General features: G+C 60.3%; 25 protein-coding genes and 1 pseudogene. 14 read left to right on the top strand and 12 right to left on the bottom strand.

Annotated elements, in window-relative coordinates; genetic code table 11:
• Positions 1–10 precede the first annotated feature (10 nt).
• From AC25BC_RS01555 to AC25BC_RS01575, 5 genes are all read left to right on the top strand, one after another.
• Positions 11–1165, top strand: a complete 1155-nt coding sequence (locus AC25BC_RS01555) for a Gfo/Idh/MocA family protein (RefSeq protein ID WP_128406001.1) — start codon at positions 11–13, stop codon at positions 1163–1165.
• Positions 1165–1836 (top strand): D-lyxose/D-mannose family sugar isomerase, encoded by a 672-nt coding sequence (locus AC25BC_RS01560; protein WP_012756015.1) that lies wholly within the window; start codon positions 1165–1167, stop codon positions 1834–1836. Before AC25BC_RS01555 ends, AC25BC_RS01560 begins: the two co-directional genes overlap by 1 nt.
• A complete protein-coding gene (locus tag AC25BC_RS01565; protein ID WP_012756016.1) occupies positions 1836–2894 on the top strand; it encodes a carbohydrate kinase family protein in 1059 nt (352 codons plus the stop codon). Before AC25BC_RS01560 ends, AC25BC_RS01565 begins: the two co-directional genes overlap by 1 nt.
• A gap of 135 nt (positions 2895–3029) precedes the next feature.
• Positions 3030–3818: an L-iditol 2-dehydrogenase gene (locus AC25BC_RS01570; RefSeq protein WP_012756017.1), complete on the top strand. Its 789-nt coding sequence runs from the start codon at positions 3030–3032 to the stop codon at positions 3816–3818.
• A 57-nt stretch (positions 3819–3875) separates the two neighbouring features.
• Positions 3876–4886 (top strand): zinc-dependent alcohol dehydrogenase family protein, encoded by a 1011-nt coding sequence (locus tag AC25BC_RS01575; RefSeq protein ID WP_012756018.1) that lies wholly within the window; start codon positions 3876–3878, stop codon positions 4884–4886.
• A gap of 15 nt (positions 4887–4901) precedes the next feature.
• Here AC25BC_RS01575 and AC25BC_RS01580 read toward each other — a convergent pair whose 3' ends face one another.
• A complete protein-coding gene (locus AC25BC_RS01580; protein WP_017992904.1) occupies positions 4902–5921 on the bottom strand; it encodes a LacI family DNA-binding transcriptional regulator in 1020 nt (339 codons plus the stop codon).
• A 249-nt stretch (positions 5922–6170) separates the two neighbouring features.
• Here AC25BC_RS01580 and AC25BC_RS01585 point away from each other — a divergent pair, with 249 nt between their 5' ends.
• Together AC25BC_RS01585 and AC25BC_RS01590 are read left to right on the top strand one after the other, a co-directional pair.
• Positions 6171–6821 (top strand): esterase/lipase family protein, encoded by a 651-nt coding sequence (locus AC25BC_RS01585; RefSeq protein ID WP_012756020.1) that lies wholly within the window; start codon positions 6171–6173, stop codon positions 6819–6821.
• A gap of 74 nt (positions 6822–6895) precedes the next feature.
• Entirely contained in the window at positions 6896–8041 is a 1146-nt protein-coding gene (locus AC25BC_RS01590) for a right-handed parallel beta-helix repeat-containing protein (protein ID WP_012756021.1), read from the top strand.
• 31 nt (positions 8042–8072) lie between these two features.
• On the opposite strand, the gene AC25BC_RS01595 is transcribed toward AC25BC_RS01590, so the two are convergent.
• From AC25BC_RS01595 to AC25BC_RS01605, 3 genes are all read right to left on the bottom strand, one after another.
• Entirely contained in the window at positions 8073–9098 is a 1026-nt protein-coding gene (locus tag AC25BC_RS01595) for an acyltransferase family protein (RefSeq protein ID WP_041935624.1), read from the bottom strand.
• 67 nt (positions 9099–9165) lie between these two features.
• Positions 9166–10521 (bottom strand): O-antigen ligase family protein, encoded by a 1356-nt coding sequence (locus AC25BC_RS01600; RefSeq protein ID WP_012756023.1) that lies wholly within the window; start codon positions 10519–10521, stop codon positions 9166–9168.
• A gap of 43 nt (positions 10522–10564) precedes the next feature.
• Complete coding sequence (locus AC25BC_RS01605; protein ID WP_012756024.1) at positions 10565–11299, bottom strand: GDSL-type esterase/lipase family protein; 735 nt, start codon at positions 11297–11299, stop codon at positions 10565–10567.
• A 234-nt stretch (positions 11300–11533) separates the two neighbouring features.
• Between AC25BC_RS01605 and ku (AC25BC_RS01610) the strand changes: the two genes are divergently transcribed.
• Complete coding sequence (gene ku / locus AC25BC_RS01610) at positions 11534–12340, top strand: non-homologous end joining protein Ku (RefSeq protein WP_012756025.1); 807 nt, start codon at positions 11534–11536, stop codon at positions 12338–12340.
• 178 nt (positions 12341–12518) lie between these two features.
• On the opposite strand, the gene ku (AC25BC_RS01615) is transcribed toward ku (AC25BC_RS01610), so the two are convergent.
• From ku (AC25BC_RS01615) to AC25BC_RS01625, 3 genes are read right to left on the bottom strand one after another with little or no spacing between them, the layout of a single operon-like run.
• Positions 12519–13373 (bottom strand): non-homologous end joining protein Ku, encoded by an 855-nt coding sequence (ku, locus tag AC25BC_RS01615; protein ID WP_012756026.1) that lies wholly within the window; start codon positions 13371–13373, stop codon positions 12519–12521.
• Positions 13374–13390: 17 nt separating this feature from the next.
• On the bottom strand, positions 13391–13624 hold the full coding sequence (locus AC25BC_RS01620) for a DUF2188 domain-containing protein (protein ID WP_012756027.1): 234 nt from the start codon (positions 13622–13624) through the stop codon (positions 13391–13393).
• A gap of 46 nt (positions 13625–13670) precedes the next feature.
• Positions 13671–13931 (bottom strand): hypothetical protein, encoded by a 261-nt coding sequence (locus tag AC25BC_RS01625; RefSeq protein ID WP_128439588.1) that lies wholly within the window; start codon positions 13929–13931, stop codon positions 13671–13673.
• Positions 13932–14076: 145 nt separating this feature from the next.
• On the opposite strand from AC25BC_RS01625, the pseudogene AC25BC_RS01630 reads away from it, so the two are divergent.
• The 3 genes and pseudogenes from AC25BC_RS01630 to AC25BC_RS01640 all read left to right on the top strand — a co-directional run.
• Positions 14077–14502 (top strand): annotated as a pseudogene (locus AC25BC_RS01630) (OsmC family protein); the annotation flags it as partial.
• Between the two features lie 58 nt (positions 14503–14560).
• The gene (locus AC25BC_RS01635) at positions 14561–16045 is read left to right on the top strand and encodes an FAD/NAD(P)-binding protein (protein WP_171815670.1); all 1485 of its coding nucleotides are present in this window, start codon (positions 14561–14563) and stop codon (positions 16043–16045) included.
• 215 nt (positions 16046–16260) lie between these two features.
• Complete coding sequence (locus AC25BC_RS01640; protein ID WP_012756031.1) at positions 16261–17166, top strand: DMT family transporter; 906 nt, start codon at positions 16261–16263, stop codon at positions 17164–17166.
• A 12-nt stretch (positions 17167–17178) separates the two neighbouring features.
• Here AC25BC_RS01640 and AC25BC_RS01645 read toward each other — a convergent pair whose 3' ends face one another.
• The 4 genes from AC25BC_RS01645 to AC25BC_RS01660 are packed head-to-tail and all read right to left on the bottom strand — an operon-like array spanning position 17179 to position 23138.
• Positions 17179–18798 carry a VOC family protein gene (locus tag AC25BC_RS01645; RefSeq protein ID WP_171815671.1) on the bottom strand — a complete coding sequence of 540 codons (1620 nt, stop codon included), beginning with the start codon at positions 18796–18798 and terminating at the stop codon, positions 17179–17181.
• A gap of 21 nt (positions 18799–18819) precedes the next feature.
• Positions 18820–20415 (bottom strand): response regulator, encoded by a 1596-nt coding sequence (locus tag AC25BC_RS01650; protein ID WP_128439586.1) that lies wholly within the window; start codon positions 20413–20415, stop codon positions 18820–18822.
• A 4-nt stretch (positions 20416–20419) separates the two neighbouring features.
• Positions 20420–20845, bottom strand: a complete 426-nt coding sequence (locus tag AC25BC_RS01655; protein ID WP_003545468.1) for a response regulator — start codon at positions 20843–20845, stop codon at positions 20420–20422.
• Complete coding sequence (locus AC25BC_RS01660) at positions 20832–23138, bottom strand: sensor histidine kinase (RefSeq protein WP_017992927.1); 2307 nt, start codon at positions 23136–23138, stop codon at positions 20832–20834. Before AC25BC_RS01660 ends, AC25BC_RS01655 begins: the two co-directional genes overlap by 14 nt.
• Positions 23139–23166: 28 nt before the next feature.
• Between AC25BC_RS01660 and AC25BC_RS01665 the strand changes: the two genes are divergently transcribed.
• The 3 genes from AC25BC_RS01665 to AC25BC_RS01675 all read left to right on the top strand — a co-directional run bounded on the left by AC25BC_RS01665 (position 23167) and on the right by AC25BC_RS01675 (position 25197).
• Complete coding sequence (locus AC25BC_RS01665) at positions 23167–23544, top strand: response regulator (RefSeq protein WP_012756035.1); 378 nt, start codon at positions 23167–23169, stop codon at positions 23542–23544.
• A 480-nt stretch (positions 23545–24024) separates the two neighbouring features.
• Positions 24025–24729 carry a helix-turn-helix transcriptional regulator gene (locus AC25BC_RS01670; RefSeq protein ID WP_012756036.1) on the top strand — a complete coding sequence of 235 codons (705 nt, stop codon included), beginning with the start codon at positions 24025–24027 and terminating at the stop codon, positions 24727–24729.
• Between the two features lie 30 nt (positions 24730–24759).
• Positions 24760–25197, top strand: coding sequence for a response regulator (locus tag AC25BC_RS01675; protein ID WP_003556461.1), 438 nt, complete (start codon positions 24760–24762; stop codon positions 25195–25197).
• 3 nt (positions 25198–25200) lie between these two features.
• On the opposite strand, the gene AC25BC_RS01680 is transcribed toward AC25BC_RS01675, so the two are convergent.
• A complete protein-coding gene (locus AC25BC_RS01680) occupies positions 25201–25917 on the bottom strand; it encodes a sensor histidine kinase (RefSeq protein WP_128439585.1) in 717 nt (238 codons plus the stop codon).
• Between the last annotated feature and the right edge of the window lie 28 nt (positions 25918–25945).

The raw sequence follows: 25945 nt of genomic DNA on the forward strand, positions 1-25945 counted from the left end.
AGGACATGTCATGACGAAAATATTCCGCTTCGGCGTCATCGGCTGCGGTCTGATGGGGCGCGAATTCGCGAGTGCTGCGGCGCGCTGGCTGCATCTGGCCGATGTGAAGGCGCGACCGGAAATCGTCGCCGTCTGTGATACCAACGCGACGCTGCTCGACTGGTTCAGGGATCATGTGCCGACCGTTCGGCAGTTCGCCGCCGACTATAAGGAGCTTCTGGCCAATCCCGAGGTCGATGCGGTCTATTGCGCTGTCCCGCATGTGCTGCACCAGCAATTCTACATCGACGTCCTGAAGGCCGGAAAACATCTTCTCGGCGAAAAGCCCTTCGGCATGGACGCCGCGCAGAACCGGGATATCATGGCTGTTCTCGCCGAGCATCCCGAACTCCTGGTCCGCTGCTCGTCGGAAATGCCTTTCTTCCCCGGCGCGCAGAAGGTCATCGCGCTCGCAAAAAGTGGCGAGATGGGGGATATAATCGAAGTCGAGGCGGGTTTCCTGCACTCTTCGGATATCGACCGGCAGAAGCCGATCAACTGGAAGCGCATGGCCGATATCAATGGCGATTATGGCTGCATGGGTGATCTCGGCATGCATGTGCTGCACGTGCCGCTGCGTCTCGGCTGGCGCCCGACGACCCTGCATGCGCAATTGGTCAAGAAGGTCACCGAACGTCCTGACGGCAAGGGCGGCATGTTGCCCTGCACCACCTGGGACAATGCTACGATCAGCAGCCGCGTGCGCACCGGCGATCAGGATTTCCCGATGGTGCTGAAAACCTGGCGCATCGCGCCCGGCGAATCCAACACCTGGTACCTCCGCGTTCTCGGCATGAAGAAGAGCGCGTTCTTCAGCACGAAGTCGCCGCGCCAATGGCAGTGGATGGACTATAATGGCGGTGTCCAGGCTTGGAGCACCGAGGATCTCGGTTATGGCTCGCTGTTTCCAGCCATAACAGGCAAGATCTTCGAATTCGGTTTTGCCGACGCCATACAGCAGATGTGGGCGGCCTTCGTCGATGAGCTTGTTGGAGGAAATGCCAACGGTTTCGGCTGCGCGACGCCGGCCGAGGCGCAGGCGCATCATGCGGTCCTGACGGCAGCCCTCAAATCCGGCCTCGAGGACGTCGTGGTACCGGTCGAGTATGACGGGGCGTCAGCCTGATGAAGCGCTCCGAGATCAACGCCGCGTTGCTGCGGGCAACCGAGACCCTCGAGCGCTGGCACTGGTCTCTGCCGGCATGGGGCTCCTGGACGGCGGCCGATTTTGCCGCTCATCCTGAGGCATCAGCCTATTTGCGCGCCCATCAGCTGGGTTGGGATGTCACCGATTTCGGCTCGAACCGCTTCGCCGAATGCGGTCTCGTGCTGTTTAGCCTGCGCAATGGCGTCGTCGATATCAGGGGTGAACGGACCTATGCCGAAAAGCTGCTCTTCGTTGGGGAAGGGCAGGTTACGCCGACCCACCGTCATGCGGCGAAGATGGAAGACATCATCAATCGCGCCGGCGGCGATCTCGTCATCGAATTCGCCGCAACCGATGCCGATGGCAATGTGCTGGCGGAGGATGTGACGGTGCCGGTAGACGGGCTGCAGCACCGGCTCGCCGCATGGGAGCCGCTGGTTCTCCAGCCCGGCCAGAGCGTGACGATCCGCACCGGGCTTTACCACCGCTTCTACGGCAGGAAAGGCGGCGGACCTGTCCTTGTCGGCGAGGTCAGCCAGGTCAACGACGACAACAGCGACAATTTCTTTCTGGAGCCGATCGCGCGCTTTGCCGCGATCGAGGAAGACGAGCCGCCGCTGAGACCCTTGTGGAACGAAGGAGTCAGCTGATGCGAGCCGGGGAGGAGGTTCACGATCGCGACAGTCAAAAGCAGGGCGGCATCGTTTGCGCCGGAAACTTCATCGTCGATCGCGTCCACACCCTGTCTTATTGGCCCGAACAGGGCAATCTCGCCCATATCCTGCACCAGGATCTGGGTGTGGGGGGCGGGGCGGCCAATGTCGTCACCGATCTGGCTTCGCTTGGATTTCCCGGAAAACTGGCGGCGGCGGGATGCATCGGCGCCGATCAGGACGGAGAGATCGTCAAGGCCCGCCTTGCGGTTGCCGGCGTCGATGTCGTGGGGCTCACCGCGCTTGCCGACCGGGTGACGGCGCATACGCATGTCATGAATGTGCCCGGCCAGAACCGGACCTTCTTCTATCATGGTGGCGCCAACGATGCCGTCACGGATGAGCTTGTCTCACCCGCAGCCTTCGCCAAGGCCGGCTATCGGCTGTTCTATCTCGGCTATCTCATGCTGTTGCCGGGTCTCGACCGCATTGGCCCCGACGGCCGTTCGGGAGCATCGCGCCTGCTGGAAGCGGCGCGGCGCGCCGGCCTGACGACCTGCGTGGATTTCGTATCGAGCGAAGACCCGGAATTTGCGGCCAAGGTCGGCGTCGCTCTGCCATTCTGCGATTATCTGATCATCAACGAGATGGAGGCGGGGCGGGCAACCGGCGTTATCGTTCGCGATGCGGAGGGAGATTTGACCGAGGCGGGGCTTTTGGAAGCGGGGGAGCGCCTTCTTGCGGCCGGCGTCTCCAAGGGCGCGATCATCCATGCGCCGGAAACCTGCTTCTGGTTTTCGCCCGGCGCTTCTCCGATCATGACGCGTTCACGACCCGTCGATCCCGATGACATCGTCAGTACCGTCGGCGCAGGAGACGCTTTCTGCGCCGCCGTGCTCTACGGCCTGCATGAGAACTGGCCGGTCGAGCATATCTGCGCCGTCGCCCATGCCGCAGCTGCGCGTTGCCTCAAGGGGGCGACGGCCACCGATGGCATCCCCGACATGTCTGTCCTTATTCGCGAGGCGAAGGAGACGAACCCGCAATCCGCTTAGCCCATTGGCGCCGCCTCAGGAGGGCGGCTCCGATTATCGTTCAGTCAAAAGGGGAAGAGCAAACATGAAGCTATTCATTATGGCAGCCGCGCACGGCGCCTTTGCCGATTTAGGCGCGACCGGGGAGGCAGTGCGATGACCCATACGGAAACGGCGCGGCTCTCCGGCAAGGTGGCATTGGTTACAGGAGGAGCGAGCGGCATCGGCAAGGCGGTATGCCAACGCTTCGCTGCCGAAGGCGCGAGGGTTGTCGTGGCGGACCTCGACGGTGAACGATGCGCACGGGTGGCGGAAGCGATCGGCCCTGATGTCTGGGGTGCAGCGCTTGACGTGACCCGCCAGGACAGCATCGAAGAAGCCGTACGCTTCACTATATCAACCGCCGGTCAGATCGACATCCTGGTCAACGCCGCAGGCATTTACGACGTCGAGTCCATCCTGGAAATATCCCGGGAACGGACCGCTAGGGTATTTCAGGTCAATATCGAAGGCCTGATCTTCATGACGCAGGCCGTTGCCCGGCACATGGTGGAAAGAGGGGAAGGTGGACGCATCATCAACTTCTCGTCCCAGGCTGGGCGCCGGGGCGAAGGACCGGCCGTGGCTTACTGCGCTTCCAAGGCGGCCGTCATCAGCATCACCCAAAGCTGCGCTCTGGAGCTGATCCGTTACGGGATCAACGTCAACGCCATCGCTCCCGGCGTCGTCGATACGCCGATGTGGGACGTCGTCGATGCAAAACTCGGCAGCCGGGAAGGTTTGAGACCCGGTGACGTCAAGCGCCGCGTGGCCGCCGCCGTCCCGGCCGGACGATTTGGCGCCCCCCAAGAACAAGCTGCCATGGCCGCCTTCCTGGCCGGACCCGATGCAGCATACATCGTGGCGCAGTGCTACAATGTCGACGGCGGCAATGTCATGAGCTGAGGCGCTTGGCTTCATCAGCCGGAATGGGCAATCGAACTTGATGTCTGGAGGAGTGGAATGAGAGCTGTACGTTTGGAGTCGATCGGGTCTTTGACCATGCGCAGCGTCGAGAGGCCGGTTGCCGGACCGGGCGAGCTGCTTGTCCGGGTTGCAGTGGCCGGCATCTGTGGTTCCGATCGCCACATGTACAAGGGCGAGTATCCGACGGCTATCCCCGTCACGCTGGGCCACGAATTGTGCGGCATAGTGGAAGCGATCGGCGATACCGTTACCCGCTTTACCGGTGGTGAGCTTGTGACGGTGGACCCGAATATTGCCTGCGGCACCTGTCGGGCGTGCACGCAGGCGCGGCCGAACTTGTGCGAGAGCTTGACCGCCATCGGTGTGACACGGGATGGCGGCTTTGCCGAATATGTAGCGGTGCCGCAGGCCCAGGCCTTCGTCCTGCCTGCCGGCCTCGATCCCGTTCACGGCGCCTTCAGTGAACCGCTGGCCTGCTGTATTCACGCCATCGACAAGGCAAGGATCCGTCCGGGCGACAGCGTCGCGATCCTCGGCGGGGGCGTGATCGGCCTGCTCATGGTGCAACTGGCCCGCCTGGCTGGGGCAGGCGAGATTATTTTGATTACGCGGCAGCAATCGAGACGCCAAACCGCTCTGCGCCTGGGGGCGACGCACGCCTTCGACCCGACCTCTTCAGACACAATCGCTTCCGTTCGAGAGGTCACCAAAGGCGGCGCCGACGTTGTCATCGAGTGCGCCGGCGTCAGCGACACGCTTCAAAGCGGTCTGAAGATGGCGCGGCGCGGTGGTACCTTCGTGCTTTTTGGGGTCACACCGGCGGGTGTCGAGGTGCCGGTTCTGCCTTTCGATCTGCTCGTAAACGAAGTCGATATCAGGCCGGCCTACCTCAACCCCTTCACCCATTCGCGCGCTGCGGCAATGGTCGCGAGCGGAGTGTTGGAGCTGGACGCATTGGTCACCAAAACCATAAGTCTCGAGGAGGTCGCCGACGTGGTGGGCAACGCGCCATTGCCGGGCGAGATCAAGGTCATCGTCCGGCCCTAGCTTCGGGGTCCCACCTCAGTTGCGGACGAGACCGGTGGAATCGCGCTCGATCAGGGTGACCGGCACTTTTACGATCGCGCCTTGCCGAGATTCGTCTCCTGTTTGGTGCTCCTCGATCAGCGCTTCCAGCAGCCGTGCTGCCTGCTGTCCGACATTGCGGATCGGCTGTGCGACCGTTGTCAGCCGTGGAAAGACGTAGGCGGCCTCCGGCAGATCGTCGAAGCCCACGACCGAATAGTCGCCCGGAACGGAAAATCCGCGATCCTGGATGGCATGGATTGCGGCAATCGCCGAAACGTCGGTCGTGCCGATGATCGCGGTGACCTCGGGTCGAGACGCCAGCAATTCCCGCGCCAGCCGGTAGGTCTCTGCAAAGCTGTGCTCTTCCGCCATCGCCACGATGGCGGGCGCGATGCCATCTTTCGCCATTTCTGCCGTGATGCCCTGAAGGCGAAGCTGGATCGGCTGGCTGTGGGCCGGCGCGCCGACAATGGCGATTGCCCGGTGGCCGAGGTCGATCAGATGGCGCGCCATCAGCCGTCCGCCTTCCTCGTGATCGGCCATGACAGCGTCGTCAGCGATGCCGCTCAGCTCGCGGTCAATGGCGATGATCGGAATGCCAGCGTCCCGCAGCACGCCGAAATGCTCGATGCTGCCAAAGGCGCTTGCCACGATGACGCCATCGACGCGCTGAGCGAGCAGCATGGAGATATAGCGCACCTCATGGTCCATATTTTCCGCCGTGCTGCAGATCAGCGTCTGATAGCCGTGCTGGAACAATTCCTGTTCGATCGCATGGGCCAGGATGCCGAAGAAGGGCACGTCGATCGACGGCAGCATCAGTCCGATCATCCGGCTTGGTGCACCGCGCAGCATGCGTGCACCCTTGCTCGGCGTGTAGTTCAGCGTTCGGATGGCCGCCTCGACCCGCTCCCTGAGCTCAGGCGAGGCATAACCGCTGTTGTTGAGCACGCGCGAGACCGAAGAGACTGACGTTCCTGCAAGTTTAGCGATATGTCGGATGCTGGTCGTCACGTGCTCGCATTTCTTTCTCTACAGCGCTGCGCGTCTTTTCAGACGCGCATAGGAGGCTAGCACAGGAGCGGTCGAACATTCATCAGACGGGCTGCTGAAGTTCACCTTCATTTCATCCTCCACTAGATCACTAGCAGGACGCCGCATCAAGCACGCGCCGCTATTCGAGAACGTCTGCCGTCGTGACAAGCTTCACCTTGAGAGCTACAGGATAGACCCTATCGATAGCAGCACGTTGAGCGGACAGTGATGAACGACACAGTTCTTCTTTTTCACGGCATTGCCCGGACGAAGAAAAGCATGGCGAAGCTCGCCGGCTTCCTGTCCGGCCACGGTTATCGGGTTGTGAATGTCGGTTACCCCTCCACCAGGTTTTCGATCAGCGACCTCATCGACATCATCCGACCGGAGATCGACGACGCCGTGAAGAAAGCAGGCGATGGCCGGGTCCATTTCGTCGGTTATTCGATGGGTGGGCTGGTCATCCGCGCTTTTCTCAGGCGCTATCGCCCAGCCAAGCTGGGGAGAGTGGTCATGGTCGGAACGCCGAACAACGGCAGTCAGATTGCCGATTTCCTCAAGAGCTGGCCACTATACAGGAAGATCTATGGACCGGCAGGACAGCAGCTGATTACCGATCAAACCGCCATGACCGAGCTGTTCGGCACGGTCGATTACGAACTTGGCATCATCGCCGGGAACCGGACCATTGATCCGGTCTCTTCGCTTATCATTGGCCTCAGGGTTCCGAATGATGGGAAGGTTTCGGTGGAGAGCACGCGCCTTGGCGGCGCGGCAGCACATATCGTCATTCCGGCAAACCACACTTTCTTGCCCGTCAACAAGACGATGTGGAGCCAAGCCCTGTCGTTTCTGAAAGATGGGCGGTTTACAAGCTGAATTTCCAAATATTCAAACATCTGCCACATGCCCTCTGCTTAATTCCCCGCGGCACCGGTATCGAAGGAAATGCAATGACCGCCATCCTGCGAAAGAAAGTTCACGGCGCGTCTACACGCGGACAGGTCATCGACGGTGCGCCCGATGTCGGCGTCGCCTATCAGGTGTTTTCCGATACGGTGATCGAAGACGTTATCGTCAAGAATTCCCCTCGCGGCTTCAAATTTCACAATGGCAAGAATCTCACCGTCAGGCGCTGTGAAACGGAGAATGTGAACGGCGACGGCATCTACCTGACGAAGACGACGCACGTGTTGCTGGAGAATAATCGCATCGGCGCGGCCCCGGGCGAGGGAGCAGACTGCTGCCAATTCGCCTATCAAAACAGCGACGACAATATCAGCTCCGATATCGTGATCCGCGGCAACCTCTTCCTGCAGTCGCCGGCGAGCGCATCGAACAAGGGCGCGCTGGTCTGCGACAAAACGCGACAATACCTGGTCGAGTACAATTTCATCGGCGGCAAGAATTTCTCCTTTTCGTCGATCGGCGATGACGCCGTGGTGCGCAGCAACATCATGCGCGATGGCAGGATGAATGATTATTCCTTCGGCTACGGCGTTGGCGACAAGGCCGATCACGCCGGCCATCACATTTATGACAACTGGATCGAGAACACCAATCGTGGCGTCAGCCTGAGCGGTTTTTCGGATCAGGAACTGGCATTTCGCAAAGACATCGATATCCACGACAACGTCATTAGCCAATGCGACATCGCGTTCTTCGCCAACCGTCGGTGGTCCGGCAGCTTTCGGCGCAACATATTCCTGCGGTGCGAGCAGGACATCGTTCTCAAGGGAAACGGCAAAGCGACTGCGGGTGATATCGATGGCAACTATCGCAACGATGGCAGCTTCCTGAACGTCACCCCGCCGCCGCTTCGCTTGAAGCCCGATGGCAACGCGTCCGTTGCCTCCGGCGAATGGACATCCGAGCCCGACGAAATCCGCATCCAGTGGCGCAACAAGGGGATCGATATCCCAGGCGCCAATCGGCCCTCCTTCACCGCGGAGCCTGGCATGGAATTGTCATGCGTCTTGCTGGCTCGCAAAGACCAGAACTGGATGCTGGCGATCGCCGAGACTGCCTATGACGACTTCACGCCGCGCGCATGGCAGGAACACAAGCTGCCTTGGCAGAAGCGCTATCTCTCGATTTAAGCGGTGCGACGGGGGCCCGGATCGCGCAAAATCAGGATCGACGCCAGCGAAGTCTCATGGCCTTTCCAGCGCTGAGCGCTTTGCGAACCGGTTCATCGTAGAGGCGGGTGACGACAATGGCCAATAGGACGATCAGCGGAAGAACGATGGCAAAGATCGCCCAGGCCGGCGGTTGTCCCAGGCCAGCGGCTTTCCAGGCTCCCAACAGCAAGCCCAGCAGCGGAACATGAATTGCATAGAGCGCGTAAGACGCCTCTCCCGCAATAAGAAGCGGCTGCCGCAACACGCCATCGAAGTTGGCTGTGTAAAGGACAAGCACGGCGATAGGAAATAAAGCAGTGATGACAATCAGGTCCTTTATGCCAACCCAGGCGGCCGGCGCCTGGAAGACGAGAAGAGCGGTCGCGACGACGATTGTTGTCACTGCGGCGGCTTTTCCGATGCCTGAAGGGGAAAGCCGCTGACGGTAGCGGTACATCAAGATGCCGAGGCTGAAAGAAAAGAGAACGCGGGGAAATCCGGAGAGCAAGGCGCCGTCGAGCGGGATCAGGTCGGCGCTTCCATGGGCCAGCGTTTGCGCCGCCAGCCAAACCCATGACGCAAGCAGGATGAGTGCGAGTACGCCGCTGGACAGCATTCTCGCCGCATAGCCGTAGGCCAGGTTGATCACGATCTCTAGGAATAGGGACCATGACGGACCGTTGAAGGGGAACAGGTTCGGCGCCTTCAGCGATGTTCCACCGATCGCCGGCAGGAAGAACATCGAGGCAATCAACGAGGTGGCAAACAGCATCGGATCGATTTGCTGATTTCTGCTGAGCGACATGCCGGCATATGCGAGTACGCCGAGCAGCAAACCGAGCAGATACAGGGGGTATAAGCGGATGAGACGCTTGATGGCAAAATCATTGGCAGAGAGTGAAGACTCTTGAATGAGTTTCCTCTCATAGGCGTGGCCGATCACGAAGCCGCTGAGACAAAAAAACAGGTCGACGGCGAGATAGGCAGCAGGTGCTGCATCAAATCCGACGAAACCTTCGGTGTGATGCACTGCCACACAAATGGCCGCCAAGCCACGAATCCCATCGAGGCCAACCAGTCTACGATTATTTGAAGTCATCTTTTTAGCCTGATGCATGTTGCGCCCCTGCCTGGGTCGGTTTGCGGAAGCGGGACAGGAACTCCGGGCCAAGACTCGTAAGCGCGATCACGGTGTGGGGCCACAAGATGAAGGGGGCCAGCATCATTCCGGCTTCGGTGAACGCGCCGATCAAGATCAGGAGGATAATGACAACCTCCTTTCGCTTGGTGATGGCGAGCGCTTGATTGAGGGGTGACGAGGTCATTTTCCCCACGAGCCGCACCACGACGAACGAGGTCCAGATGATGGTGGCTGGTATGCCCATGTTCAGCGCAAGTTCGATATAGGTGTTGTGTGTCGATTGAGCGTCCCACGTAAGGCGAACATATTGCTCCATGATATCGGGCTGTCGGAACAAGGCGAATCCCCAGCCTGAAAACGGCCGCTCGTAGATCAGCGGCAGCAACTGTTCCCAGACATTCGTACGTCCGCTGAGCGTAAGGTCTTTCCCGAATGACTCGGCAATCGCCTGGGCCACACCCATCAACGCGACGGAGACGACGAAGCCTAGCAGGGCGAATGCAAGAAGAACGACGAAGGATCTGAAGATGCGGCCTGGAAAGCGCTGAATCCAGCTCATTCCGTAGTATACGGCTATTCCGATCGAAAGCAGGATGATCGCCGTCGATGATTTCGCCAGCACGATGAGCACGAGGTAGAGCAGCATTGCCGCCCATCGCAGGAGATCATAATAGCGCAGGCGCCACATCGGCAGGGCTGGAAGTAGCAGGATGAAGTTTGTTGCCGAAAACTGGCCGAGCATATTTTTGTGGTAGAACGCCCCTTTCACCATCCCGGCATAACTGCCTCTCATCACCGCAAACCGGGGAAAGGCTGCCGTGTAAAGAATATTGATGAAAGCCGTGGCAATGGCAAATTTCGCCAAGCTTTCAAATGTGTCGACGGCTCCATAACGGGCTCTGTAAAGAAGGGGTCCAGCAGTCAGCAATGCGACGGCGACGAGAGCCCGGAGCGAGGCTGTAACGCTGACGGAAAAAGCAATCGACAGAAAGACGCATAAGCAGATTATGCCGACCAGCGGCGAGGCGCTGCGGAGCATTTCAACGACTCGCCTGGGCTCCAGCAAGCAGTAGAGGCCGATGAGTGGAACGAGCGACATCAGCAACAGTCGCATTGGCATGGGATCTTTGCCGACACCCTCCTGGAAGTCGGCGGGCAGCCCGTACCACATGCCAGTCGCTCTCCAGAGGGAAATATAAAATATTGCCGAGAGGAGGATCCGAACGAGGGTTTCACGCCGAATGCGATATTGCGCGCGAGCTCTGGGTCTATGTCTTTGCAGGCCAATCGGTTGGTAGCTGTCAAATGAGGTGCTCATGACATTCCGCCTTACGTTTTGGTAACCACCTGAGCGGCAAAAATCAAAGCTGCAGACCCGCTGCGGCGAGGAAGCTCGTGATCAGCTTGTATGCCCCTTCATTGAAATGAAGATGGTCAGGCTTGTAGTTGGAACAATCCTTATCGCTTGGTTTGCCGCACCGCAACATATCATCGTTCATTTGAACGAAGGTGACACCAGGCATTTCAGCCAATGACGATGCGACAAGTTGGTTGGCCGGAATTCGGACATCCTCGTAGAAGGCGTAGCGCTTGCCCCGAGGCGGTATGGACAACGCATAAATATGGGCGCCTGGCCAAAGAGCGCGAACCTTGCTGACAACAGCCACGACACCCGCCGCCACGGCGCATGGCGCCGTTTTCGCACCCAGGTTATTCGTGCCGATAAGCACGACGACATCCGTCGGATGGAAATCCGGAAGGTCTAGATCATCGAGGCGGTACAATGCATTTTGCGTGGTGTCGCCGGCGACCGCGAGGTTCATCGCCGGGCGGGTGGGAAAGCTGTCCTTGATCCAGGGCTGCCAGAGTTCGACGAGCGAATCGCCGACAAGAGCCAGATTGTATCGGGCCGATTTGACGCGATAGCTGGGAAGAGCGCGATTAAGTCGCTTGCTTGCCTGCTTTTGCTGGGCCGAGGCATTCGTCGCTTTTGCAGGGTCAGGGCATTCCTGTGCGAAGGACGGCCCAGCATTGCCGACGATGAGAAGGAAATTCAATGCGAGGACGATGACGAGGTTGGCGAAAAGTCGCAACATTCAGATGACCGATATCCTGACGTCTTGGGGCTTTCATTATTGAAGAGGAAAATGGCGGTGGCAAGGAAAGAGTGGTTCTGGTCTCTCCGCCCGCAATGCTCGGGCATGGCAGCCGATCCATGAAATGGACATGCACCGACCGCATCCGATCAACGAAATCGTCAATTGCCGGAACCAAAGACCGAACCCGCCGTTGATTGCCATGCCCAACCGTGTCCGGGAGACATGACAGACATGGCACGTCAGACATTCTGGAAAGGTTATCTCAAGCTCTCGCTCGTCACCGCCGCCGTCTCGCTGACGCCGGCGACGACCGAAAGCAACAAGGTCCGTTTCCACGTCCTCAATCGCCAGACGAAGAACCGCGTCGAAAGCCGCTATGTCGACAGCGTCACCCACAAACCGGTGGCCGAGAGGGACCAGGTGAAGGGTTATCCGCGCGGCGAGGACGACTATGTTCTTCTCGAAGACGAGGAGATCGAGGAAGTCGGGCTCGAAAGCACCCGCACCATCGAGATCGACAATTTCGTGCCGCGCGGCTCGATCGATTGGATCTGGTACGACAAACCGCATTTTCTGGCGCCCGAGGACAAGGTCGGAGTGGAAGCCTTCTGCGTCATCCGCGAGGCGATGAAGGCGAATGACGTCGTCGGCATCGCCCGCCTTGTCCTCTATCGCCGCGAGCGTGCGGTGCTGCTGGAACCGCTGGGCAAAGGCATCGTTCTCTGGACCCTGCGCTATGGCGACGAAGTGCGGGACCCCGTGGCCGAACTCGACAACAAAACTGAAATCGACAGCAAGCTGCTTGCGCTGATGACGCAACTGGTGAAGGAAGAGACGAAGAATTGGAGCCCGGCCATGGTGCAGGATCCGATCCAGAAACGCCTGAAGTCGATGATCCGCGGCAAGCAGAAGAGCCTGAAGAAGGCGGCGCCTGCGCAAAAACCTGCACCGGTGAAATCGACCGGCAACGTCATCAATATCATGGATGCGCTGAAGAAGAGCCTGGCGGCCGAAGGCGGCCAGAAGCCGCGCCAATGAAAAAGTGGCCAGAGATTTCGGGAAACTGCATATATAAATCAAAGATTTAAAGCGCGCCGCGGGAATCCACTTTGACGCGCTTCAGGTCAAGCGGCTTCGCCGGCGCGACAAACCGATGCATTCGCGCGAGGTCGGATGCGCCTGAGATTGCCCATCGCCCGCCAGGGTCGAGGCCATCTCAGCTTGCCTTCTTGCTGCGGCTGTCGCTGCGCGCCGGTGCCTTCTTCTTCGCCAGGGCCTTCTTTGCTGGAGCGTTGCCGCTCATCTTGGCGCTTTGCCGCAGCGCTTCCATCAGGTCGACGACCTTGCGTTCCGGGGCCGGTTTCTTCTTCGGTGGCGCCCGGCCCTCGATCTTCGCCTTCACCAACTCGACGAGGGCGGCTTCGTAGCGATCTTCGTATGTGCTCGGTTCGAAGCTGCCTTGTTTGGTGCCAATGATATGGCCCGCAAGCGCGATCATTTCCTTGTCGAACTTGATGTCGGGAATGTCCTCGAAAACCGTCTCGGCCGAGCGCACCTCGTAGTCGAAATTCAGCATCGTCGCGACGATGTAGTCGTCATGCGGACGGATCAGCAGTGTCCGGTTGCGCCGGAAAAGCACGGCTTCGGCCAGCGCCGCGACCTTGCCGTCACGCATGCCCCTGGCGATCAGCGACAGCGCCTCTTCGTCATGTTCGTCGACGGGCGCGAGATAATAAGGGCGGTCGAAATACAGCTTGTCGATATCGTCATAGGCGATGAAAGCCTTGATATTGAGGACCTTGTCGCTTTCCGGCATGATTTCGGCGATCTCGTCGCCCTCGATGACGATGTAATCGCCATTCTCCATCTGGTAGCCCTTGACCTGGTCGCCCCGCTCGACCGGTTTTCCGGTCTCGCTGTCGACGAATTGCCGTTCCACCCGGTGGCCGGTCCTGCGGTTGATGATGTTGAAGGAGACGCGGTCGGAGGAGGAAACGGCGGTGTAGAGCCCGACGGCGCAGGCAAGGTCGCCCACCTTCAGATGACCCTTCCAGCTTGCCCGAGCGGCCATTCCATCCTCCGTCGCAATCAGAGCCGGCTGCCGCTCTTGTCGGTTTCGAGTTCCTGAAATGCCCAGCCACGGCCGTCGGGCGCGGGATAGGCGAGCAACGCATCGCCATCGCCGATCTTCTGGCGCGATGCGGCGTCCTTGGCATGGATGATCGCTTCATCCGCTGTCGCATAGGTTTCCGAAAGTGTGTCGCCTAGCTTGTAGGCCCAGCCATTGTCATGCGGCACGACCTGATAGGTGATATCGGCCATTTCGGATCTCCTCTTCTCACTCAAATAGGGTGCATGATGTCGTCGGCTAGTTCCGATTTGCTTTGCGCCGTTCATCGAGCGCGATGATCTTCTCCAGCGAGGCGATATCCTCGCTGGTGACGACGGGAACCGGATCAGCAGCGATGGCTTCCAGCACTTCCTGTGAGACGGCGCCATTTCGGATCGCCCATTCCAGCGTTTGGCGGGTTTCCCGCTCGGCTTTCAGCTGCGCATAGAGCGCAACGATCAGCCGATCGCGAGCATCCATCCGCCGGCCTTGGTTATCCATGCTGCGGACGTCAGTCATCGCAATCCACCTTTGTCACTGATTTCGTTCAGGTGTAATCAACTGATGACGGATCGAAAGGTTCCGAAACCGAAGGGCCGCCGCTTGCCATTGCCGCCTCAGGCGGAAATTACTATCTGCAACATGTTCGTCAGAGGATTTCAACATGGCCGATCTCAAAGCTCGTCCCCGCCCGACCGGCGCCACCGCCGTTCTCGGCCGTACCGGTTTCCCGCACGTCACCTCCGCCACCAAGGGCGAAATAGATATCGTCACCGCGCCGTCGCAGCCGGGTTTCAATCCGCTCGATTTGCTCTATTCCTCGCTCTCGGCCTGCCTGGTGCTTAGCGCCCGCATCGCCGCCAGCCAGATGGGCATTCTCGACAAGATCAACGAGATCACTGCCGAGGTCACCGGCGAGAAAGCGACGGAAGGCCTTTCGCGCGTCGCCAAGTTCAACATCGCCTTTTCGATCAAGGGCGATATCGACGAGGAAACCCGGCAGAAAATCGCCCATGCCGCCGAAGACGAGATCTGCACCGTGAGCAACACCATCCGCGGCAATCCCGAGTTCTCGACGACGATATCGGGGGTAAGGCTAAATCTACATAATAATTATAGACAATCGAGAGCGGAGGATTGCGTGACCAATGCCCGGCTTCTATGCTCGGGCATCGAAAGCAATGATCCCGGCCACCATGCAGCCCAAGCCTCTCCCGACGTCTGAACAGCCCGTCGTCGCCATCATCGGCGGCGGTGTCTCCGGCGCCGGCGTCGCCTATCATCTCGCGAGAGCCAACTGCGGCGAGCGCCTTGCCATCGTGGTTTTCGAGCCGCGTGCCGAACTCGGCCGCGGCCTTGCCTACGACACGGCCGATCCGGCCCACCGCATCAATGTTCCAGCCGCCAAGATGAGCCTGCAGCCCGATGACCTGGGCGAATTCCTGGCCTGGATCGAAGTCCGCGATGCGGTCGCCGGCGACCCTGAGGCCAGGCAGCCCGATGGCTCGCTCTTCCCCCGGCGCCGGCTGTTCGGCGATTATGTCGCCTCGCTGCTGAAGCCGCTGCTGGAAGACGGTAGCGTGCGTCATTGCCGCGCTGCAGTGACGGCTGTCGAACGCTGTGCCGGCCGCTGGTCAATCCGCGACGACAGAGGCGGCGTGACGAAGGCCGATATCGTCGCGATCGCCACCAGCCATCCGCCGCCGACAGCCCCAAGCCGGCTTGGGAGCCGGCTTGCTGCCCATCCCCGTTTCGTCGCCGATACCACCAAGCCGAACGCGCTCGACGTGATCCGCCCGCATGACCGGGTGCTGGTCATTGGCAATGGCCTGACGGCCGCCGATGTCATCGCCTCGCTGGCGCAGCGCGGGCATGACGGTTCGGTGACCGCGATCTCGCGCCGCGGGCTGCGGTCTCGCGGCCATCCGCTGGTACCGCAGGAACTCTTCGGCGATTTCGTCTCCAGTGCAGCCCATTCCGCCGTGTCGCTGCTGAGAGGGATCCGTACCGCCATAGGTGCGGCGAAGGCGCAGGGCATAAGCTGGCATGGGGTGATCGACCAGGTGCGGGCGCAGGGATACGATCTCTGGCAGGCGCTGCCGGTCGCCGAACGACGCCGTCTCGTCCGCCATCTGCGTCCCTATTGGGATGTGCATCGTTTCCGGATCGCCCCGCAGGTCGAGGCCGTGCTCGACGCAGCTGTTACCTCGGGCCGTCTGGATATCCTGGCCGGCTCGGTCGCCGATGCGCGCATCGAGGGCGAGCTCATTCTTTGCTCCCTGCAGCCGCGTCATCAGCGCCAGCCGTTGGAGCGGCGCTATGACGCCGTCGTCGTCACCACCGGCCCGGCGCATGGCGGTATTCTCGACACCCAACCCTGGCTCGCAGCACTCGCGGCGAACGGTCACCTGGCGCTCGACCCGACCGGCCTCGGCCTTGCCTGCACCGAGCGCTCGGAGGCGATCGGCCCGTCAGGAAAGGTAGATCCCTCGCTGCTGATCTCCGGCCCGCTGGCGCGCGGTACATTCGGCGAGCTGATGGGACTGCCGCAGGTGACCGAGCATGCCTTTTTCGTCGCCGGCGAGATTGCCGAAAAGCTGCGGACCAGCGCGACGAATAGGCATCCTGCCTGATTTTCCACCAATATGTCGCTCTTCGACTGTCCCCGGTGATCGACTTCTGATAGTCCCTCGGCCATCACTGCATAATTCCTTAAATCGAAGGCGATTTAAGGATAAAATTATGCAGCAATTTAAAGTGTTACAGCGTCCTTTGCGCGTCTGAAAAGACGCGCGGCGCTGTAATATCCCGCCGGCCCGGCATTCGGGCGACCAGAAATATCGAGACCATGTCGCAGGCCGCCCCCACCCTTTCCGAAGCCTCGCCTTCCAATCGTTTCGCCCTTGCGGCGCTCCTTCTCGGCGGCGCGGCGATCGGCGGCTCGCCGATCTTCGTCAGGCTGTCCGAAGTCGGACCGATGGCGACGGCCTTCTGGCGTGTGGCGCTGGCGTTGATCCCGATCGTCATCGTCTCGCTGCTGAAGAAGGAAAGGGGGCCGAAGCCGCAAAGCCTTTCCGACTACGGCATGCTCATTCTCCCAGGCGTCATCTTGGCGCTTGACCTTGCCGCCTGGCATCTTTCGCTCACCATGACGTCGGTCGCCAATGCGACTCTGCTTGCCAACCTCGCACCTGTTTTCGTCACGCTGATTGCCTTCGTCTTTTTCAGCGCGCGGATCAGCCGCGGCTTCGCGCTCGGGCTTGTCCTTGCGCTCTCAGGCGTCGTCATTCTGAAGGGCGGACCGGCAGCCATCGGCAATGGCGACCTTCGCGGCGACGGCATCGCGATGATCGCCGCCTTCTTCTATGCCTGCTACATCCTTGCGATCGGCAGGCTGCGCAGCCGCTTCGATACGCTCCGCATCATGCTGTGGAGCACGACCTGCGCTGCCGCCTGCATCTTTCCGATCGGCCTGATCTACGAGGGCCATATGCTGCCCGCGACCGTCTATGGCTGGTCGATCGTCTTCGGCCTCGCCTTTATCAGCCATGCCGGCGGACAGGTGGCGATCACCTATGCGCTCGCCTATCTGCCGCCGGCCTTTTCCTCGCTGACACTGCTGCTGCAGCCGGTCGTTGCGGCAATCCTGGCCTGGGCGCTGCTTAACGAGGCGATCGGAACGATGCAGGCGCTCGGCGGCGCCGTCGTGCTGGCCGGCATCATGATTGCCCGGACATCCCGCGTTCAGGTGTGAAGCCGCGGCAGATCAGCGGTTTTCCTGCAGCAGCCATTTCTGGATGATCGGAATGTCGGCATCGCCGAGATCGTGGCCGCCGGGGATGACGTCGGAATCGACGGTGGCGCCCGAACTCTTCAGCCTCCCTTCCAACTCGCTCGCATATTTGCCATAGGCATCCGTCTTGCCGCTGATGACGAGCAGGTCCGTGCCTTTCAGATCGGCATGCGGATAATCGCTGAGCACAGGCATGGAACGCAGCAGCACGGCCTTGTGAACCAGGTGCGGGTGTAGGTAGAGCAGCGAGTTTAAAAGGTTGGCGCCATTGGAATAACCGACATAGACGACCTTCTGAGGATCGAGCCCGTAGGATTTGACGGCGCCCTCGATAAAGGCCGCGAAGGCCTCCGCCTCGGTCTTGATGTCGTTCTGGTCGAAGGAGAAGGGCGTAATGCGCTTGTACCAGCGCGGAAAACCTTCCTCCGTCGCCCGGCCGCGCACGCCGAGCAGCGTCGCCCGCGGCGCCGCTTTGTTCAACAGTGGCATCAGCGTCGTCTCGTTGCCGCCGGAGCCGTGCAACAGCACGAAGACGCTGCCGTCGGGATCGGGGGGCGTATAGAAACGGTGGACGAATGGCAGCTCGCGATAATTGACACGCGGCTGGCCGGGCATCGAAAATTGCGGCAGCATCACCTTCAGGTCGTGAAGATTGGTGATGGCTTCGGGCGGTGCGAACAGCTTCCCCCCGAGGGCGGCCTGCTCTTCGTCCACGGTCATGCCGGGCTTGTCGGTGGCGAGCTCCACCAGCGTACCGCCGGGCTCGCGGGCATAGAGCGAGCGGAAATATTTACGGTCATGCATGTTGGTCGGCGATGCGTCAGTCGCCTCCAGAGCCTTGCGAACGACAAGCAGCGTCTCCTCGTCGGCGGCGCGGAAGGCGACGTGATCGACCGTCCCGGTGCCTGGCGCGCCGGACCAGAAGCCGCGCGCATCGCGCACGTCGATAATGTCGCCGGATTGCGACACCAGCCTGTCGATCGTGCCGCGGCTGGCCTGGAAGCGGTAACCGAAATGGCTCTCGAGGAAGCTGCGGCTTTCGGTGGGCTTCTCCGTCAGCATGGTTGCGCCGCGCACCCGCTGGATGGCATGCTCGACCGGGATCGAGGCGCCGTCCCAGGCGGCCGGCGATACCAGGCTCTTTGCGCCGGCGAGCTTGAGGATGATGTTGTCAGGGTCCTTCAGCCGTAGGACAGGCTCGCCGAATTCGTCGGCCGGTCCCTCGGAGCTGAGGCCGAAGCTCATGGCACGCGTCAGCCAGTAGCCGATGCTGGTGGGGTTGATCGACAGCGATATTTCGCTGATCTGGCCATAGCCGGCCCGGCCGGGCGCACCATCTTCCCAGGCGAGGAAGGTCAGCAGCGAACCCGGCGTCCCCTCTCCATCGCCATAGAAGAGATGAAGCTGCGTCGCGTCCTCGTAACCGGCTGTCTGCTTGACGAGCCGCATGCCGAGAAATCCCGCGTAAAAGTCCACGTTCGCCTGCACCTTTCGGGTGACGGCCGTGACGTGATGTATACCTGATACCATCGAGAGCAGTCCTGATTGAAGCGGCGTCGTCAGGAGCGCGAGTATGAGAGCTGCGAAGGTCATACCGTTGCCAATGACGATCGCTTAGTTTTGTTCCGCACAAAGCGCAAGCGAATCGCCGCGCTGCAACAACTCCAAATTCTCGACATCTTCGAGTGCCTCTTCTAGTTGCTGCAGGGTCGGCGGCTTGACCATATAGGCGCGCGCACCGAGATTTCTGGCCCGCCGCATGTCGCTCTCGTCGCTTGATGTGCTGAGGATGCAGACGGGAATTTGCTTGAGGCGCACGTCGGCTGAAAGCGCATGCAGCACCTCGAAGCCGTCCATGATCGGCATGTTGATGTCGAGCAGCATGAGGTCGATCTGCGGCAGATCGGCAATGCCGGCGCGTTCTTCGAGCAGCCGCATCGCCTCGCGCCCGTTGGTGGCGACATGCAGGTTGAAGTTCACCTTCTCCCTCCGCATCAGCTTGATCTTCAGAAGTTGAATGTCGGCCGGGCTGTCTTCCACCAGCAGCACTTCGGCAAGCCTGCCCGAACCTTCGGCTTGCTGCTCCGCCGGCCTTGTGCTGTGCGGCACGGCCGATGCGGCTGATGGCACGGGCCTCGCCTCGGCGAGCGGCACTTCGAGAATGAAGGTGGCGCCCGGCCCATTTTCTGCCTCGCACCAGATCGAGCCGCCATGCATCTGCGCGATGCGGCGGCAGATGGCAAGGCCGAGCCCGGTGCCTTCGATGCCACGGCCGACGAGACGCTTGAACGGCTGGAAGATCAGTTCGCGGTGCTCGGGGTCGATGCCGGGCCCGTTGTCACGCACCGTGAGGCGGCCGGTATCGCCCTGCGCTTCGCCTGTGATGCTGATCTCCGGAACCTTCTGCTCGCAATAGCGGATGGCGTTCGACACCAGGTTCTGCAGGAGCTGGGTCAGCAGCGTCGCATCGCCCATGACCTCGGGCAGCGCCCCGCGGATGATGACGGCTCCACGGCTTTCGGTCTGCTGGCGCAGATTGTCCTCCACCTGGTCGAGCACATCAGAGAGCGAGACCGGCCTGAGCTCCAGTCCGCCGGAGGCCTCGAGCTTGGTGAAGCCCGAGACCTTGACGATCAGGTCTTCCATATGGTCGGCCGCGCTGAGCACGTAATCGAGCAATTCCCGGTCTTCGGCCGGCAGCGCCGCAGAACCGTGCAGGATGCGGGTGAAGGATTTGATCGTCCGGAGCGGCTCCTTCAGATCATGGGCCATGGCGCGGGTGAAAATCTCCAGCGACTGCCGCTTCTGCTCCAGTTTCGCCTCCAGCATGCCGTGCATGATGGCGTTCTGAATGCAACGATGCAGCGTCTCGGGCGAAAGCGAATCCTTTGTCAGATAGTCGCGTGCCCCGCTCTTCATCACCTCGACGGCCACGGTCTCACTGCCCTGGCCGGTCAGCATGATGACGTTGGCGGCGGGATCATCCTCCAGGATATCGGCAAGAACGCCGAGCCCGTCGCGCCCAGGCAGCGAATAGTCGAGCAGGATGCAGTCCGGCCGTTTCCGGCCATTCAGCGCACGGCCCTCTTCGCCCGTCTCCGCCTCCACGACGGTATAGGCAGTGCTGGAAACGCGGCCCAATATGCGGCGATAGACCTCGAGATCGTCGATGTTGTCGTCGATGATGAGAATAGAGCAGTGTTCCGCCAATCTGTCAGTCCTCGAGTGGCAGGATCGCGATTTCGAACCAGTATTCCTTCAGCCGCTGGATCGCGGCAAAGAGCCCGTCGAGATCCACCGGCTTCTGCACATAGGTATTGGCGCCGAGCGCGTAGCAGCCTTCGATATCGCGTTCGTCGTCGGAGGTCGTGAGGATGACCACCGGGATCTTGCGCCAGCCGGCGTTCGACTTGATCGCCTCCAGCGTCTTGCGGCCGTCAAGACCCGGCATGTTGAGGTCAAGCAGGATCAGCCCCGGTTTCGGCACCATCTCGGCGAGCATGTCGAGCGCTTCCTGACCGGAGGCCGCCCAGCGGATCGAGTTGCGCAGATTGGTGCGTTTGAAGGCGCGCATCGTCGCTTCGAAATCGTCTTCGCTGTCCTCGACGATCAGGATCGGTTGCGTATCACGCTGCTGCATTCTGCCCCTCGCGCTTTTTTCCCAGAGTGAAGTAGAATGTCGTGCCGGTGCCGACCTCGGATTCCAGCCAGATATCGCCATTGTGCCGGGCGATGATCTTGCGAACGAAGGTGAGGCCTGCTCCGGTCCCGTCGTCGGAATCCTGCGACTTTTCCAGCCGTTTGAAAATGCGGAAAATATCCTCGTGGAATTCCCGCGGAATGCCCTTGCCGTTATCCTTAACGAAAAACACGTTGCGGGCAACCGTGCCGTCCTTGCCGACGAACCGATCAAGATAGCCGATCGAGACGAGCGGCGCCGGCTTGTCATTGTATTTGATCGCGTTGGTAATGAGATTGCGGAACACTTCGGTCAGCCGCGTCGCGTCGCAGACCACCTCCGGCAGCCGGCCGTCGATGATCACCTTGGCGTGTCGTTCCTCGAGTAGCAACTCCATCGTCGCGACGACATCCTTGACGATCAGGCCGATATCGGTGCGTTTGACCGCCAGCTGCTGGCGTCCGAGCCGGGAGAAATAAAGAAGCTCGTTGACGAGTTTCTCCATGCGCTGGCTGAGACGCACGAGCCGGTTCAGCCGGCGCACGCCGTCCGCATCGAGCTTGTCTTCATAATCTTCCAACAGGAAGCGGGAGTGGTTGTGCAGGCCGCGCAGCGGTTCCTTGAGATCATGCGAGGCGATATAGGCGAATTCATCGAGGTCGTGGTTGCTGCGCTCGAGTTCGGCCGTATAGGCCTCAAGCTGGGAAAGCGTCGTTTTCATCCGTTCTTCCTGCCGGACGCGCTCGCTGATGTCGCGCACGATACCGACGAAGGTCTTCGTATGGCCGGTGACGACGGCGCTGATGGAAACGTCGATCGGAAAGACGATGCCGTTCTTGCGTCGTCCGGAGACCATGCGCGTCGTGCCGATGATGCGCTCGTCGCCAGTCTGCCGGTAGTGGGCGAGATAGCCGTCATGCTCGGAATGGTAGGGTTCGGGCATCAGCATCTTGATGTTCTTGCCGATCGTCTCCTGCGGGGAGTAACCGAACATGCTTTCAGCCGCCGGATTGAAATTCCTGATCGTTCCACGCTCGTCGATGACGACGACGGCATCGGGCGTGCCGCGCACCAGCGCGCCGAAGCGGACGCGCTCGGTTTCGAGGTTATAGTTGTTGCGCATGAAATAGAAGACGAGGATCGCGATCAGCCAAAGCGTGGCAGCCGTGATGGCACGGTTGGCGATTTCCTGCCAGAACGCCGCCTCGTTGTGCTTGACGGCGAAGAAGCCGAGCATCAGGAGCACGGTGCAGGCAAAGGCGAAGAAAAGCGGCGCGTTCCGGTTGCCGAACCAGAGCGCCGTCAGCACCAGCGGTACGTAGAGAATGCCGTTGGCGACACCCAGCGGCGTATAGAGATCGACGAGAAGACCGGTGAAGCAGACCGCAGCCGGGATCCAGAGCGGGATCTGTGCCCGGTTTGCCGGCTGCATCCACCAGGAGCGGGCGAGAAGCCCCGAGCCGAAGATTACCATGCCGGCCGCCGTGTGCAGCGCCATCGCCGCATAGGGGCCCCAGCGGTAGCCCTGTTCGGCATCGGTGACATAGCTGGCCAGCGCGATCATGCCGAGCGTGATAACGACATAGCTCGTCAATTCCTGCACCACCTGGCTTCTCGACTTCTCCACCTGGAGCGAGAGCAGCAGCGAAAGATTGGCAATCAGGAAGACCAATGCCGTGTTCGGCCCCATGCCGCCGCCGATCTCGGCGAGGAAATCCGGCGAAACCAGAAAGCGCGAGATCAGCACGTCGACATTGTGAAAACTCCGCCCGATCGTGACGATTTCGACGAGGCGGGCCGCGGCGATCGCCGCCGCAAGCCCCATCGTGATCGCTGCCATTATTCGAAAACGGCGGGCGGCCAGCGTCGAGGCGGCCAGCCCTGCGCCGGAAAGCACAAAGCAGAGCGCGGTGTTGAAAGCCATCGACGGAAAGCCGGGAACCAGCGAGATGACAATCTCGGCCTGCAGCAGCCAGCCGGTAAGCGCCGTCGCGCCGAGAAGCAACATCAGGCAGCCGACGGCAATCGCAAAGGCTCGGTAGTGCTGTCTTGGCTGGTCCTGCAGGTCCACGTTGCCCTGATCCTGCACCCCTGTGTCCTCCTTCGGTTTGCGCGGCCATCTTTTCCGAAATCGAGGAATACTCAATAGCCAAGGCAGGGCGGTGCCGCGCTTTTTGCGAAATGATTTGCGATGAGGTATATCGAATTTTAGTGGAACCGCGATATGGTGATGTCGAAGGACAGCGAGGTTCATTCGAACAATATCCAAATTACGGTGCTAGATGACCACCCTATTTTATGTCGACGACAGCAAGGATGACCTCTTCTATCTCGACTATATGAGCAGAAAGCAGCAGATAGACATCGATCTATTCTGTTTCTCCACAGCCGAGACCGCGCTTGAGGCGCTGGAGACGCGCGCGGCAGAAGGCAAGACCTCGCCCGATCTTCTGGTCGCCGATCTCTACATGCCGCTCGATAGCGGCATTGGCCTGATCACGCGGTTGCGCCTGGATGATCGTTTCAAGGCGATGCGACTTGCTATCTGCAGCGGATCGGATGCTGCCGAGGACCGCGCCCGCTCACTCGATGCCGGCGCCGATGTCTATCTGGAAAAGCCACTTGACCTTGCCAAGATCATTCTCAATCTTGAGATGTAGAAAACGTCGAAAGCCGCAAGCCCTGTTTCCTCTCATTCGTCCAAGCCATCTGACAAACCGCAATTGACAAGGTCGAGGACGCATCACAAGATGCAACCGAAGCGAAGAATATGGAACGCGAAATAAGCGCTGAGAGAACCGATCAACCCGCGTTCGCCGCCACGAACATCAGCCAACCCCTTAGCTGAATGGGTCTATCGGCTCTCTCGCGCTTACGTCTGGCACTGCCTTCTCGCATTCATGGATGTTGAATGCAGGAAGAATACGATACCCAGGTAAGAACTACTGCCCCTCAGTAAAATCTGCCCGTGCATCACCTGTCGTTGAGATAATTGATGATTTCCGCCTTACATATCGAAAGTCCCCGTTTTCGATATCTCTCATCAACCGTCTCGCAATTTTTGTAGCTCTTCGCGTTTAAGACGTATATCCCAAGATTTCGGGATTAGAGGCATTGGCGGGAGGAGAGGAAGAGTGGGAATGAACAATGCCCCGGCAATTCCCTTTCATGCCGGACCGGAGCTGAGCCGGGCGATCAACCGCACCGATTTTTTCCGTCTGCTGAAATCGGCGGCGCAGCATTACAACTTCGACAATTTTGCGCTGGCCCGCATTTCCGAGGCTTCGGCCCCTTTCGGTGAACGTGATGTCGTCATCACCAATGTCGCCGAGCGGCGTGTCGGCCTTTTCATCACGACGTTGAAGGAAGCGCTGGGCACCGTCCGGGCAAAGACCGCCCAGTTCCTGGCAACGCCGGTCCATGGCAGGAGCGCACAGCCGGAAGTTTATCCGTCCGATCTGGTTTTCAACGAATTCCTGAGCGGCGTCTTTCTCTTCATCCCGCTGTTTACGCCGGAAGGGCGGCGATATTGCCTCGTGCTCAGCGGCGAGCGTCAGGAGCCGGATCAGAGTGAGATCGCCGACATACTTCTCGACGCCATGCGCATTTTCGACAAGCTCTACGAGGAAATCCTGACGCCGGAAATGTCCGGACGGCTGACGCAGCGCGAATCGGAAATCGTCAAATGGACGAGCGAAGGTAAGACGTCGGCGGAAATCGCCATCATTCTCGGTCTCTCCGAACATACGGTCAATTCGCACATCACCGCGGCCGCGCGCAAACTCGACGCTGTCAACCGCGTTCATATGGTGGCGATCGCCTTGAGGAATGGTTTGGTTTCGTGAAGTTGGTTTCGGGATTGGGGAAATGAGACGATGATCACCGAAACGGGCCGGAGGAACGCCGTAAAGGTTCTCTTTGTCGACGACGAATTTATCGAATTCCGCGCGCTCAAGAAGAAGATCGCCGATCTCTCCGAGCCGGCAGTCGAGGTTGAATATTCGCCATCGATCGGTGACGCGCTGGAAAAGATCCGCTTGGCGCGCTTCGATCTCATCCTGCTCGACAATCGCCTTCTGCCCAATGCCGATTTCCGCGAGACGGTGCCGGAGCTGCGTGGCATCGGCTACACCGGCCCGATCGGCGTCGTCTCGACCGATATATCGGGCGGCTATTTCCAGGAATTCCCGGATTACGGCGTCGATTTCCGCATCGGCAAGGACGAAATCGATGCCCAGACGCTACAGCACATCATCCGCGAATATGTGACCTATGACGTCCCGGATTTCTGGAAGGACGATTATAGTATCTAACCATCAAGCGATGGGAAGGCGGATGATGAAGCGACTGCCGCTTTCATCCGAACGTTCGAGGCTGATATCGCCGCCAAGCGCCGCCAGAAACTCACGCGCCGTGGTCAATCCGAGACCGGCGCCCGGGACCGCTCCCGCCTTCGGCAATTTCCAGAACGGCTCGAATATCCGCTCTCGATAAGCCGGATCGATGCCTGTCCCATTGTCGGAAATCCGGATGAACCAGTCCGTCCGCTCGCGCTCCGCGGCAATGGCCACATGCGGCGGCGCTTCCCCGCGGTAGGTGAGGGCATTGGTCAAAAGGTGCCGCAGCACCAGACCGAGGAGGGCAGGGTCGGTACGGATCGAGGGCAGGCCGTCGCTTTCAAGCGTCGCTGCGCCGACCGCCGTCTCGTCGGTCAGTTCGCCCCAGACATTTTCGGCGAGCGCCTGCAGATCGACCTCTTCAGGCGTCACCTGAGGTGTGCCAGCGGCAAGGCTCATCAATGCCTTGGTGAGGCGCTGCGCCGTCTGCGCCTTTTCCATGATCATCCGGAGGCTCTGAAGCTGTTCGCCGTCGAGCCTCTCCTCGAGATCGTCGAGCAGCAGCTCGGCATACATGGCGATATGGCGGAGCGGTGATTGCAGGTCGTGCGAGGCAGTCGCGAGAAAACGCTTGATGCGCTCCTCGCTGTCTCCGGCAACGGTGGTTTCCGGCGGTCTTGTCGGGTTGGATGACATCTGGCGGCTTCCCCGATCTCAATTACAG

Source organism: Rhizobium sp. WSM409 (assembly GCF_057653825.1).

Bases quoted from the DNA above. Each gene is read 5' to 3' on its own strand.
- AC25BC_RS01645 (WP_171815671.1), bottom strand. From the start codon at position 18,798: ATGACCTTCGCAGCTCTCATACTCGCGCTCCTGACGACGCCGCTTCAA.
- AC25BC_RS01605 (WP_012756024.1), bottom strand. From the start codon at position 11,299: ATGTTGCGACTTTTCGCCAACCTCGTCATCGTCCTCGCATTGAATTTC.
- ku (WP_012756026.1), bottom strand. From the start codon at position 13,373: ATGGCCGCTCGGGCAAGCTGGAAGGGTCATCTGAAGGTGGGCGACCTT.
- AC25BC_RS01620 (WP_012756027.1), bottom strand. From the start codon at position 13,624: ATGGCCGATATCACCTATCAGGTCGTGCCGCATGACAATGGCTGGGCC.
- AC25BC_RS01590 (WP_012756021.1), top strand. From the start codon at position 6,896: ATGACCGCCATCCTGCGAAAGAAAGTTCACGGCGCGTCTACACGCGGA.
- AC25BC_RS01625 (WP_128439588.1), bottom strand. From the start codon at position 13,931: ATGACTGACGTCCGCAGCATGGATAACCAAGGCCGGCGGATGGATGCT.
- AC25BC_RS01555 (WP_128406001.1), top strand. From the start codon at position 11: ATGACGAAAATATTCCGCTTCGGCGTCATCGGCTGCGGTCTGATGGGG.
- AC25BC_RS01670 (WP_012756036.1), top strand. From the start codon at position 24,025: ATGAACAATGCCCCGGCAATTCCCTTTCATGCCGGACCGGAGCTGAGC.
- ku (WP_012756025.1), top strand. From the start codon at position 11,534: ATGGCACGTCAGACATTCTGGAAAGGTTATCTCAAGCTCTCGCTCGTC.
- AC25BC_RS01585 (WP_012756020.1), top strand. From the start codon at position 6,171: ATGAACGACACAGTTCTTCTTTTTCACGGCATTGCCCGGACGAAGAAA.
- AC25BC_RS01635 (WP_171815670.1), top strand. From the start codon at position 14,561: ATGCCCGGCTTCTATGCTCGGGCATCGAAAGCAATGATCCCGGCCACC.
- AC25BC_RS01570 (WP_012756017.1), top strand. From the start codon at position 3,030: ATGACCCATACGGAAACGGCGCGGCTCTCCGGCAAGGTGGCATTGGTT.
- AC25BC_RS01560 (WP_012756015.1), top strand. From the start codon at position 1,165: ATGAAGCGCTCCGAGATCAACGCCGCGTTGCTGCGGGCAACCGAGACC.
- AC25BC_RS01660 (WP_017992927.1), bottom strand. From the start codon at position 23,138: ATGAACCTCGCTGTCCTTCGACATCACCATATCGCGGTTCCACTAAAA.
- AC25BC_RS01665 (WP_012756035.1), top strand. From the start codon at position 23,167: ATGACCACCCTATTTTATGTCGACGACAGCAAGGATGACCTCTTCTAT.
- AC25BC_RS01655 (WP_003545468.1), bottom strand. From the start codon at position 20,845: ATGCAGCAGCGTGATACGCAACCGATCCTGATCGTCGAGGACAGCGAA.
- AC25BC_RS01680 (WP_128439585.1), bottom strand. From the start codon at position 25,917: ATGTCATCCAACCCGACAAGACCGCCGGAAACCACCGTTGCCGGAGAC.
- AC25BC_RS01675 (WP_003556461.1), top strand. From the start codon at position 24,760: ATGATCACCGAAACGGGCCGGAGGAACGCCGTAAAGGTTCTCTTTGTC.
- AC25BC_RS01600 (WP_012756023.1), bottom strand. From the start codon at position 10,521: ATGAGCACCTCATTTGACAGCTACCAACCGATTGGCCTGCAAAGACAT.
- AC25BC_RS01575 (WP_012756018.1), top strand. From the start codon at position 3,876: ATGAGAGCTGTACGTTTGGAGTCGATCGGGTCTTTGACCATGCGCAGC.
- AC25BC_RS01565 (WP_012756016.1), top strand. From the start codon at position 1,836: ATGCGAGCCGGGGAGGAGGTTCACGATCGCGACAGTCAAAAGCAGGGC.
- AC25BC_RS01640 (WP_012756031.1), top strand. From the start codon at position 16,261: ATGTCGCAGGCCGCCCCCACCCTTTCCGAAGCCTCGCCTTCCAATCGT.